At 53.6% G+C, this 11,699-nt stretch carries 11 protein-coding genes; 6 read left to right on the top strand and 5 right to left on the bottom strand.

Features of this window, described 5'->3' with window-relative positions:
* Positions 1-39: 39 nt before the first annotated feature.
* On the top strand, positions 40-963 hold the full coding sequence (locus HV355_RS13340) for a LysR substrate-binding domain-containing protein (protein WP_174339526.1): 924 nt from the start codon (positions 40-42) through the stop codon (positions 961-963).
* A gap of 261 nt (positions 964-1,224) precedes the next feature.
* Positions 1,225-3,609 carry a glucose/quinate/shikimate family membrane-bound PQQ-dependent dehydrogenase gene (locus HV355_RS13345; protein WP_010431001.1) on the top strand — a complete coding sequence of 795 codons (2,385 nt, stop codon included), beginning with the start codon at positions 1,225-1,227 and terminating at the stop codon, positions 3,607-3,609.
* Positions 3,610-3,700: 91 nt separating this feature from the next.
* Here HV355_RS13345 and HV355_RS13350 read toward each other — a convergent pair whose 3' ends face one another.
* The 3 genes from HV355_RS13350 to HV355_RS13360 form a co-directional block, all read right to left on the bottom strand.
* On the bottom strand, positions 3,701-5,392 hold the full coding sequence (locus HV355_RS13350) for a methyl-accepting chemotaxis protein (protein ID WP_108417509.1): 1,692 nt from the start codon (positions 5,390-5,392) through the stop codon (positions 3,701-3,703).
* 160 nt (positions 5,393-5,552) lie between these two features.
* Positions 5,553-6,671, bottom strand: coding sequence for an S-(hydroxymethyl)glutathione dehydrogenase/class III alcohol dehydrogenase (locus tag HV355_RS13355; RefSeq protein ID WP_182402205.1), 1,119 nt, complete (start codon positions 6,669-6,671; stop codon positions 5,553-5,555).
* Between the two features lie 30 nt (positions 6,672-6,701).
* On the bottom strand, positions 6,702-6,977 hold the full coding sequence (locus tag HV355_RS13360) for a metal/formaldehyde-sensitive transcriptional repressor (RefSeq protein ID WP_003857256.1): 276 nt from the start codon (positions 6,975-6,977) through the stop codon (positions 6,702-6,704).
* Positions 6,978-7,211: 234 nt separating this feature from the next.
* Between HV355_RS13360 and HV355_RS13365 the strand changes: the two genes are divergently transcribed.
* Both HV355_RS13365 and HV355_RS13370 read left to right on the top strand, forming a co-directional pair.
* Entirely contained in the window at positions 7,212-7,580 is a 369-nt protein-coding gene (locus HV355_RS13365) for an NlpC/P60 family protein (protein WP_120158114.1), read from the top strand.
* Positions 7,580-8,083 (top strand): YbjP/YqhG family protein, encoded by a 504-nt coding sequence (locus HV355_RS13370; RefSeq protein ID WP_120158113.1) that lies wholly within the window; start codon positions 7,580-7,582, stop codon positions 8,081-8,083. Before HV355_RS13365 ends, HV355_RS13370 begins: the two co-directional genes overlap by 1 nt.
* A gap of 28 nt (positions 8,084-8,111) precedes the next feature.
* On the opposite strand, the gene HV355_RS13375 is transcribed toward HV355_RS13370, so the two are convergent.
* A complete protein-coding gene (locus HV355_RS13375; RefSeq protein ID WP_182402206.1) occupies positions 8,112-9,032 on the bottom strand; it encodes a LysR family transcriptional regulator in 921 nt (306 codons plus the stop codon).
* 94 nt (positions 9,033-9,126) lie between these two features.
* Between HV355_RS13375 and HV355_RS13380 the strand changes: the two genes are divergently transcribed.
* Together HV355_RS13380 and HV355_RS13385 are read left to right on the top strand one after the other, a co-directional pair.
* On the top strand, positions 9,127-9,603 hold the full coding sequence (locus tag HV355_RS13380) for a GNAT family N-acetyltransferase (RefSeq protein WP_148399344.1): 477 nt from the start codon (positions 9,127-9,129) through the stop codon (positions 9,601-9,603).
* 134 nt (positions 9,604-9,737) lie between these two features.
* The gene (locus tag HV355_RS13385; protein ID WP_010430933.1) at positions 9,738-10,010 is read left to right on the top strand and encodes a CsbD family protein; all 273 of its coding nucleotides are present in this window, start codon (positions 9,738-9,740) and stop codon (positions 10,008-10,010) included.
* Between the two features lie 25 nt (positions 10,011-10,035).
* On the opposite strand, the gene HV355_RS13390 is transcribed toward HV355_RS13385, so the two are convergent.
* Positions 10,036-11,499: an EAL domain-containing protein gene (locus HV355_RS13390; RefSeq protein WP_182402208.1), complete on the bottom strand. Its 1,464-nt coding sequence runs from the start codon at positions 11,497-11,499 to the stop codon at positions 10,036-10,038.
* Positions 11,500-11,699: the final 200 nt, after the last annotated feature.

Consider the following 11,699-nt stretch of genomic DNA (forward strand, 5'->3'; position numbering starts at 1 on the left):
TAACTTGTCACCCGCATCGCTCTGTTTTTAACATCGCCTATGGAAAAAAATGGTCTGTTCAGTCAGCGCATACGCTTGCGCCATTTGCATACATTTGTGGCCGTCGCTCAACAGGGAACGCTGGGGCGAGCGGCTGAAACCCTTAACCTGAGTCAACCTGCACTTTCAAAAACCCTTAACGAGCTGGAACAGCTTACCGGAACGCGGCTCTTCGATCGCGGTCGTCTGGGCGCACAGCTCACGATCGTGGGTGAGCAATTTCTGACGCACGCGGTAAAAGTGCTGGATGCCCTCAACACCGCAGGCCAGGCGTTGAACCGGAAAGAGGAACCTGCCAGCGATATCGTGCGCGTGGGCGCGCTTCCTACCGCGGCGCTGGGCATTTTGCCCGCAGTGATTGGTCAGTTTCACAAGCTGCAAAAGCACGCCACGATTCAGGTCGCCACCATGAATAACACGATGCTGCTTGCCGGGCTGAAAGCGGGCGAGCTGGATCTGGGTATTGGCAGAATGTCCGATCCGGAACTGATGAGCGGCCTCAATTACGAACTCTTGTTCCTGGAATCACTCAAGCTGGTTGTCCGTCCCGATCACCCGCTGTTGCAGGACACCGTGACCCTGAGCCGCGTCATGGAGTGGCCGGTTGTTGTGTCACCAAAAGGTACGGTTCCGCGTCAGAGTGCCGAAACGCTACTCGAAATGCAGGGGTGCACGCTCCCGTCGGGCTGCATTGAAACCCTGTCAGCCTCTCTTTCGCGCCAGCTTACCGTGGACTATGACTACGTCTGGTTCGTCCCATCAGGTGCTGTCAAAGACGATTTACGCCGTGGCACCCTGACCGCACTCCCGGTGACCTCGCCGGGAGCCGGGGAACCTATTGGGATCCTGACCCGTGTTGATGCCCCGCTCTCCTCAGGCGCACAAGCGCTGTTAAGCGCGATCCGCAAGTCCATGCCAGCCTGATGTCCCTGCCCTGACCCGCCGTAAAGGCGGGTTTACGTTCTCCTGGGCAAATAATGCGAAATCATTCATTAACAATTGCGTAAAACAATTTAACAGTTTTATCATAGCCGCGAATTCACCAAATGGTTCGCACACGAATTTATACGAGTGAATTTCACGCTATTCAAACGGTAAAAACATCATAACGCCCGTCCTGCATGACCCAATTGGTACAGATGCGCACAGCACACCAGACGGGCGGGCGTGTTTAAGGAGATAGACATGGCATTTGGCAGCGCGCCACGCGGGTTACCTCGTATCCTGCAGTGGCTCCTTGTCGGACTGATGATGCTCATCGGTCTGGCAGTCGGCGGGCTGGGCTTGAAGCTCGCAACGGTGGGCGGAAGCCTGTACTTCCTGATCATGGGTGCGGTGATGGTAATTGCTGCCATCCTGATATTCACCAACCGCACCAGCGGCATGGTGCTGTATGGTATCGCGTTTATCGCCTCGTTATTCTGGGCGGTAAGCGATGCAGGCTGGGATTTTTGGCCGCTCTTTTCCCGCCTCTTCACCTTCGCCGTGCTGGCGTTCCTGTGCGCGATTGTGTGGCCCTTCCTGCGCGCCGCGAATACCCGTGAGCCGGTTAACAAAGCGCCCGCTTTTGGCATTGCCGCCGTGCTGGCCGTGGTCATGCTGGTCAGCCTGGGCTGGATGTTTAAGCCGCAGACGCTGGTTGCCGCGAATGAATCGGTGCCGGTAAAACCTGTCGCCGAAGGCGAGCAGCAGAAAAACTGGGCGCACTGGGGGAACACGACCCACGGCGATCGCTTTGCCGCGCTGGACCAGATTAACAAGCAAAACGTCAGCGATCTGAAAGTCGCCTGGGTTGCACACACCGGGGATATCCCGCAGAGCAACGGCTCGGGCGCGGAAGATCAGAACACCCCGTTACAGATTGGCGACACGCTGTATGTCTGTACGCCGTACAGCAAAGTGCTGGCGCTGGACGTAGATTCCGGTAAAGAAAAATGGCGTTACGATTCTAAAGCTACGGCCCCTAACTGGCAGCGCTGCCGCGGTCTGGGCTATTTTGAAGATAGCTCAAGCGTGACAGCCTCACAGACGGAAACACAGCCTGCGGCATGCCCTCGCCGTCTGTTCCTGCCGACTACCGATGCCCGCCTGATTGCCATCAATGCGGATAACGGCAAGGTCTGCGAAGACTTCGGCGACCACGGCACCGTGGATCTGAGCGTCGGTATGGGCGAAATTAAGCCCGGGTATTATCAGCAGACCTCCACGCCGCTGGTGGCCGGGAATGTCGTTGTCGTCGGCGGTCGCGTCGCGGATAACTTCTCCACCGGCGAACCGCCGGGCGTGGTGCGCGCATACGACGTTCACACCGGCAAGCTGGCCTGGGCGTGGGATCCGGGTAATCCGAACCTCACCGGCCTGCCGCCGGAAGGCCAGACCTACACGCGAGGCACGCCGAACGTCTGGTCAGCCATGTCTTACGATGCAAAACTCAATCTGATTTATCTGCCAACCGGCAACGCCACCCCGGACTTCTGGGCGGGTGAACGTACCGCGCTGGACGACAAATACAGCTCCTCCATCGTGGCCGTCGATGCAACGACCGGTCAGGTGCGCTGGCATTTCCAGACCACCCACCACGATCTGTGGGACTTCGACCTGCCTTCCCAGCCGCTGCTGTACGATCTTCCTGACGGTAAAGGCGGCACCACGCCGGTGCTGGTGCAAACCAGCAAGCAGGGCATGATCTTCATGCTTAACCGCGAAACCGGTAAGCCGGTGGCGAAGGTAGAAGAACGTCCCGTTCCGGCGGGTAACGTTGAGGGGGAACGCTACTCGCCAACCCAGCCGTATTCCGTGGGCATGCCGATGATTGGCAACCAGACGCTGACTGAATCCGACATGTGGGGGGCGACGCCTGTTGACCTGCTGCTGTGCCGTATTCAGTTTAAAGAGATGCGTCATCAGGGCGTCTTCACCCCGCCGGGTCTGGACCGTTCCCTGCAGTTCCCGGGCTCCCTCGGCGGGATGAACTGGGGCAGCGTATCGGTTGACCCGAACAATGGCCTGATGTTCGTCAACGATATGCGTCTGGGTCTGGCGAACTATATGGTTCCTCGCGCGAATGTTGCGAAAAATGCCAGCGGCATTGAGATGGGGATTGTCCCCATGGACGGCACGCCGTTCGGCGCGATGCGTGAGCGCTTCCTGTCACCGCTGGGTATTCCGTGCCAGAAACCGCCATTTGGCACCATGTCAGCGGTCGATCTGAAATCCGGCAAGCTGGTGTGGCAGGTTCCTGTCGGCACCGTGGAAGATACCGGTCCGCTCGGCATTCGTATGCATATGCCAATCCCGATCGGCATGCCAACGCTTGGCGCATCGCTCTCCACGCAGTCTGGCCTGCTGTTCTTCGCCGGTACTCAGGATTTCTACCTGCGCGCGTTTGATACCGCCACCGGGAAAGAGATCTGGAAAGACCGTCTGCCGGTAGGCAGCCAGTCCGGGCCGATGACCTACGTTTCACCGAAAACGGGTAAGCAGTACATCATCATTAATGCAGGCGGAGCACGTCAGTCGCCGGATCGCGGTGATTACGTTATCGCGTACGCATTACCCGATAAAAAGTAAGATGTGAAAAAGGGACCGAAAGGTCCCTTTTTTGTAGGTCAGATTTTGTAGGTCGGGTAAGGCGAAGCCGCCACCCGACACAACACGCCACTCAGAACGTCTCCCAATTATCCCCGGAAACCGTAGCCGCTGGGCGCAACGGCACACCCTTCGCCACTGGAGCAGACACTACCGCACGTCCCGCCGTAGCTCCGTTCAGCCGAAATGCCCCTACTGCTTCTGTCAGACGCGCGCCCTGTTCTTCCAGTGATGCCGCAGCCGCTGAGGCTTCTTCCACCAGCGAGGCGTTTTGCTGGGTGACTTTATCCATCTCAGAAATGGCCTGGCTCACCTGGACAATGCCACGGCTCTGCTCGTCGGACGCGGCAGCAATTTCCAGCATGATATCGGTGACGCGCTTCACCGCCTCGACGATTTCATTCATGGTGTTCCCCGCCGCGACCACTTCACCCGACCCCTGGTCAATCAGGGTCACCGACTCGTTGATCAAGCTTTCAATCTCTTTCGCGGCGTTGGCGCTGCGGCTTGCCAGCGTGCGCACTTCACTCGCCACCACCGCAAAGCCTCGTCCCTGTTCGCCTGCACGCGCCGCTTCAACGGCAGCGTTCAGCGCCAGAATGTTGGTCTGGAAGGCAATGCTGTTAATCACGGCGGTAATTTCTGAAATTTTCTTCGAACTGGTCGAGATATTGCCCATCGTTTTCACCACGCCGGAGACCATCTGGCCGCCGCGACTGGCTTTGCCGGAGGCATCTTCCGCCAGTTTGCTGGCATGATGGGCGTTATCGGCGTTCTGTTTCACCGTTGCGGTCAACTGCTCCATGCTGGCGGCGGTCTGCTCAATCGCGGCTGCCTGCTGTTCGGTACGAGAAGAGAGGTCGGTATTCCCCGCAGAGATCTCGCTAGTGCCGCGATAAATCTCTTCTGCCCCCTGGCGCACGGTGCCTACGGTGGTCACCAGAGAATGCTGCATGGTTTGCAGATCCCGCGTCAGGCGACCGATTTCGCTCCGGCTCGTCGGATCGTCCGGCATGGTTAAATCACCTTTCGCGATATTCTCAATGCGGGTGGCAGCACGCTGAAGCGGGTTAATCACCGTCCGGCGCAGCACCACAAAGGTCATGGCCGTTAACACCAGCGCCAGCGCAAACGCGCCGACCATAAACATCAGCCCTAGCTGTGTACGGGTGTGGGCCTGAGCGGTTAGCGCGCTGGCACGATCGGTACGGATTTTGATGGCCTTCAGCAGGACGGCGTTGTAGGCGTCATCCAGCGGACGCGCGGTTTCGTTTTCATGATTGATGATCGCCTCAAACATACCGTTTTTGGCAAATTTCACCATCGGCTGCAGCCCCGCAATATAGGCGTCGTAACGTGCTTTCAGCTCAGCATCCAGCGCTTCGTCCGCAGAGGTGCGCACGGCGCGATTCATATAGGCGGTAAAGCTTGACTGCGATTGCTTGATGCGTGTTTCCGCCTCGCTGATGTTTTGCTTCATCGCTTCCATTTCAGCGATACGGCTGGCCGCACCGGCATGGATCATATTGATTCGCGCGGTACGTAAGTGGTTGGAGCTGTTCGAAAGCCCCATACGCACCTGAATTTCTGCTGTGACATCCTGCTGATCGGTATCAGCCTGCAACAGGAAATACCCCGCCAGACCTGCGCTCAAGGCAAACAGAAGAATAATGCCACCGAGAATGGAGGAAAACAGCGGAACCAGCCTGATGTGATGCAAGAAGCCCAGCTTGCGCTGCGCCTGCATCGAAGTTGTGTTGTCCATGACCGTCGACTCTCTTATAGGTAAGATGCGTAAAAACACGCCTGTTAGATAGTCATCGGCACGGCAGGGATTTAGATTACGGCTAAAAACGCCGCACTGGTCACACTTTAGAGAAGATTATTAAAGAAATGCCAGCGGCGAAAAACCGCTGGCAGAAGAGTTACTTGTCGCCGAAATGAATGACGGTACGAATGGATTTACCTTCATGCATCAGATCGAAAGCTTCGTTGATCTGCTCCAGCGGCAAACGGTGCGTAATGAACGGATCCAGCTGAATTTTGCCGACCATCGCATCTTCAACCATTCCCGGCAGCTGGGTACGCCCTTTCACGCCGCCAAACGCCGAACCGCGCCATACGCGACCGGTCACCAGCTGGAATGGACGCGTTTTGATCTCCTGACCCGCACCCGCCACGCCGATGATGATGCTTTCGCCCCAGCCTTTGTGGCAGCACTCCAGCGCGGAACGCATGACGTTCACGTTGCCGATACACTCGAAGCTAAAATCAACGCCGCCGTCGGTGAGCTCAACAATCACGTCCTGCACCGGCTTTTCGTAATCTTTCGGGTTCACGAAATCGGTCGCGCCCATTTCACCCGCCAGTTTGAATTTCTCCGGATTGGTGTCGACAGCAATGATACGGCCTGCTTTCGCCTGCACCGCGCCCTGAATAACCGCCAGACCAATCCCACCGAGACCGAACACCGCAACGGTATCGCCTTCTTTCACTTTCGCCGTGTTGTGTACCGCACCGATACCGGTGGTCACGCCGCAGCCCAGCAGGCAGACTTTATCCAGCGGCGCCTGCGGGTTGACCTTCGCCAGTGAAATTTCCGCACAGACGGTGTACTCGCTAAACGTGCTGGTGCCCATGTAGTGATAAATCGGCTCGCCATTGTAGGAGAAACGCGTAGTACCGTCCGGCATCAGGCCTTTGCCCTGGGTGGCGCGAACGGCCTGACAGAGGTTGGTTTTGCCGGATTTACAGAACTTACACTCGCCGCATTCTGCGGTGTAGAGAGGAATAACATGATCGCCCGGCTTCAGGCTGGTCACGCCCTCACCCACTTCAACCACAATACCGCCACCTTCGTGACCAAGCACCGCCGGGAAAACGCCTTCCGGATCGTCACCGGACAGCGTAAACGCATCGGTATGGCACACGCCGGTATGGGTGATTTTGATCAGCACTTCGCCTTTCTTTGGCGGTGCAACGTCGATTTCAACGATTTTTAACGGCTGGCCTGGACCAAATGCGACGGCTGCGCGTGATTTCATAATGACTTCCCTTATGTGATGTCTGTGGGTTTATTTTAGATAAGAGCGCAGCAAATGGCCGACTTCCGCCATCCGAACTGCCCGCTGATCCGGGGTTGTCTCCCCCGTCACCAGCTCATCTTTGAGGTGAATTTCGACCATTTCGCCCATCAGGCCATTGGCAGCGCCGCGCACAGCGGCGATTTGCTGCAAAATGGCAAGGCAGGGATCGCCCGATTCCAGCGCACGTTCAAGGGCATCAACCTGGCCCCGAATGCGACGGACGCGCGTGAGAATGCGTTTTTTATCTTCGGGTGAATGCGGCATACGCCCTCCGTTAAGATACTATAGGGGGGTATGGTATTTTACTTTCCTGGTGATGTAAACCTTCTATTTCCGCTGCAAAAACAACGTATCTACTGCATATCATCAACCAAGCAAATGAAAACCCCAAAAGATATAACCAACTGAAATATATAATTTTTCAATAACATTAATTGCCTAACCGGATTCAACTTCACGTTGTTTAGTGACTTTTTCCTATACAACAGGAGTTAACAAATGGCATGGAACAAACACGCAGCAGCTCTACACGCACGCCAGAATGCCGGCACTTCATCGCAAAGACGTTGTGGAGAATTTACGCGTAAGGCAATACGTGCAGGGGGCGTGGATATTGGCAATGCACCTAACGCAAAAGACTATGGCAGTAACCTTGAACGAGCAGGTTTTCGAGTTTTAGGGCAAGGAGAAATATTACAGGAAGGCGATGTGGTTGTTATTCAACCTTATGATGGCGGTAATCCTGCGGGCCACATGGCGATTTATGACGGCACGACCTGGTACTCTGATTTCAGACAAAGAGATATGTGGGGTGGTCCGGGATATCGCTCCGCACAACCTACTTACAAGATTTACAGGAAAAACTAATGCGTAACGTTCTTTTGATGTGCCTGTTGCTGACGGGGTGTGCAACACAGATGGTTACGCCTGAAAAACGTACACATGATTTTTATACGTTCTACCTCATGTCTTTCGTCACAGACAGCAAAGAAGATGATCTGGATTCACTAAAAATGCGTGACTATATTGCACAAGACACGCTCTCCCGACTGCAGAAAATATCCTCTCTCTATGAGCAGGAAATTATCGGTTCCGACTATTTTACCTATACGCAGGACTATGCGGCGGAGTGGATCCCTGACCTAAGCGTAAGCAATGCGATTAACTATGCGTCCGGAAAAGTTGTTAACGTTCAGCTGGGCGTGGGTAATGAGCGGAAACTGCAGCTAAAAGTGTATCTGCGCAGTGAAGACGGTAAATGGAAAATTTATCGCGTAACTGACGTAAGCCATCATTTCGAACAGTATATTTTTGACGACAGGGCGATTGCTGCCGCACAACGATATGCGGCCGGTATTACCTCTCCATAATTAGCAAGTTCGGTCAGGATTCTGGCGTTTAGCGACCAGCCTGCGCCAGCATTTGCAGCTCATCCTTAAGCCATCGGGTCGCGCCCCGCTGGCCGCTGCGTTTATGCGAGTAAATTTTCACTTCAAACGTGCGTATCGAAAACGGTAAAGGAAAAATCCTCAGCTCCGCTGCCGCAGCCAGCTTCTCAGCGGCAAAACGGGGGATCGCCATCAGCAGGTCACTTTCCGCAACGATAAAGGGCGCGCTGAGCATCGACGGCGTTTTGATCGCGATTTGCCGGGTATAGCCCAATTGCTCAAGCCGCACGTCCAGAACGCCCTGCTTCTCATTCCATGGCGTCACCACCAGGTGTCGTGCTGCGAGATAATCCTCCAGCGTCAGACGCGTCCGGCGTGCGTTGCTGATGACCACATACTCATCTTCAAACCAGTCGATCTCTTCCAGTTCCGGGTGCCGGATATCATCCTGAGTGCTGAACCCCAGCGCGAGATCCACTTCACCCGCCAGCAGTTCCGTCAGCGCCGGGCTGTGCGGCAGATAGCGTAATTCGAAACGCAAACCCGGGGCAGTAAGCTGCAGTTTGTGCATCAGCGCCGGGAAAATGCACAGCGCGGTAAAGTCCGTAATCCCAATTTGTAAGCTTTCGGTACTGCTGGCCGGGTCAAACTCCGGCTGTGGGGACAGCTCATGGTTCAGGAACGACAGTGCGGAAGCAATGGAGGGCGCAAGCTGAGTGGCATACACGCTGGGAGACATGCGATGCCCTTCCCGAAAAAATAGCGGATCATTAAGGGTGATGCGCAAACGCGACAGCGCATGGCTCAGTGCCGATGTGCTCATCGCCAGTTCATCAGCGGCCTGCCGAACGGAACGGTGGCGGTAAATCGCGTCGAAAACGGGCAGCAGGTTTAAATCAAGGCGTCTCAGTGCCGGATGCATACTATTCATCGTTTGTTGATTTCATTGCACTTAATTCTTCGGACAATACTCCGTATGCTTAACGCCATCAATCGAAATACAGGCTAAAAAAACAGGAAAAACAATGAGCATAACCATTCGTCAGGCCCGTCCCGAAGATGCGGCAGCAATTTACGCCATGATCTACGAGCTCGCGGTGTATGAAAAGGCGCCGGAAGAAGTCGTGACCACACCAGAGGAGATCCGGGAAACGCTCTTTGGTACCGGCAGTCAAACCGAAGCGTTGATCGCGGAATATGAGGGTAAGATCGCCGGCTATGCCGTGTTCTTCACCAGCTATTCTACCTGGCTAGGACGCAACGGTATTTACATGGAAGACCTGTACGTTTCCCCGGATTATCGTGGAAAAGGCGCGGGAAGAGCGCTGCTGAAACATATCGCGCAGCTCGCGATAAAACGGCAGTGCGGCCGCCTTGAATGGAGCGTGCTGGACTGGAACCAGCCCGCCATTGATTTTTACCTGAGCATAGGCGCGCTGCCGCAGTCTGAATGGGTTCGCTATCGTCTTGATGGCGAAGCGCTGCTGAGTTTTGCCGAATAACAGCGTCTCTCTGTGCGAGTCTCACGCACAGAGATATATCCGAAAACAGCCCTGCCAGGGGCCGAAATAAACCTTTCGTCTCTCACATCGGCAAAGAGCGGCTATCCTTTAATTACTCACTAAAGGAGGTAAACATGTCTGATATCAATGCCGATAAAAACACCCAGTTCGCTGAAGACAAAGCCAAAAATAAGCTTGATGAACTGGCAGGTTCAGCGCAGCAGCAGTTTGGTGAATTCGTAGATTCACCAAAGCACCAGGTCAAAGGTGCGGCAAGAAAATATGCCGCGCAGGCCAGTGATGCCGTTTCTGACGTAACGGAAGCGGTTAAGAATAATCCCCTGACCGGTCTCATTGCCGCCGGTGCAGTGGGTATTGTTCTCGGCCTGCTGCTGGGACGAAAATAATAAAGGCCCTCCGGGGCTTTATTTTCTAGCTAAACATTCTTACCATCCTGTCTAATTCTTCCTCTTTCACAGCCCGTGACAGATAATAGCCCTGAAAGCTTTTCACCCCCAGCTCAACTAATTTTTCAAACTTCTCTTCACTGTCAACGCCCTCTGCGATGCAATCCGTTCCGGTCATGTCGCTATAAATTTGTATCGCTTTAATAAGATGGTAGTCATTATCATTTGCCACAAAATGTTCGACGATATCCCGGTCTAGCTTCAGCCCGTCAAAATGCAGCTGCCTGACGGGGAACAGGGTGTGATGGTTGGAGAAGCAGTCGTCCAAAAATAATCTACACCCCGTGTTCCGCAGGAGACGCATGGTTTCAGGGATCCTGCTGTCCTTCATCACATCAATGCTTTCCGCAAATTCAAACACCAGCTTTTCCGCCCACTGCGGTTTGAGCAGCATGCCGGTGGCCTTCCTGGCCATATCCGGCAAGGCATTCCCGGAGGCCAGACGAGGTGGAATATTCACGGAAAAATAAAACTTCCCATTATATTTATTAATTCCACATACGGCAGCATGGATGACCAGCGCCGTAATCTTTAACCATATTTCATGATGTGAGATATCATTAAGAAAGCTGGCGGGCTTAACAATTTTACCGTTTTTATTCCAGCGAATAAGTATCTCAAAGCCTACCCCTTTTTTATCACGATCGGTAATGATCTGATACGCTGGAAATATTTCTCTTTTCAACAGTGCGTTATAGATATCGACTTCTTTATCGGTGAATCCTTCATTTTTATTGGGCAGGACGTCACGGTTTTCCGCTCTGAAATTGTGCGGATCGTTTAGCCATTGTCTAATCACATGTAATTTATTCATCCCTTCTTTACGGTGAGTATAAATAGTTTTATTAGACAAACCTGCCCTTTCACACTGCTCTTTTACGGACATCCCTCGGTAGAAACGTAATAAAACATCAATCTCCCTTTTTGTTAAGCCTTTTATTTTCGCCTGGTTGGCGGATGCCATATATTGACTGCGTAATAAACGCGAACGTTCCTTAAGCTTTTCGCCGCGAATAGTGAGGCTGGATGCCAAATCAGCAACGCTGGATATACGAATCAATGACAATTGCTGGCTATTATTTAAAAGACTTCTCAGCGTAGAATAGAGCCAACCATCGGGGATGTCACCATACAGGGTGACGCGTCGAATAACGGGCAGCGCGTTCAGCACTGATGCCAGCCTCTTCAGGCTGGCAAGAAGTTCCACAACGCCCTTCCCAAGAAATACTGAAATGCTAGCATGCTGATTTTTAACGACATCTTCAAAATCTCGTTGGCGCACCTCATCTTCCTCAAAGTGTATAAGTGTGGCGTTTATCCCATACTGTTTGAGCAGCAGACAATATCCCTGAAATGTGAAACAGCAGGTTGAGATGACAAATTTTTGCTCATCGCAAGCAGCATTTCTGAGAGACGTTTTTTGAGTCATAACCTGCTCCTTGGCACGAAAGCGCCAATCTCATTTTTTATAAATGCAAAAAACTGAATACACCTGGCTTGAATAATGATTTTACAGCACGCCGAGTGGTTAAGATATCGTTATCGACGCCATTGACCGGAACATCTTTGCGTTAATCACCCACCCATTATCATGACTGCAAATATATCTTTCTTTTCAAATAACGACCG

This window comes from Enterobacter sp. RHBSTW-01064 (assembly GCF_014103035.1).
Classification (GTDB): Bacteria; Pseudomonadota; Gammaproteobacteria; order Enterobacterales; family Enterobacteriaceae; genus Enterobacter; species Enterobacter mori.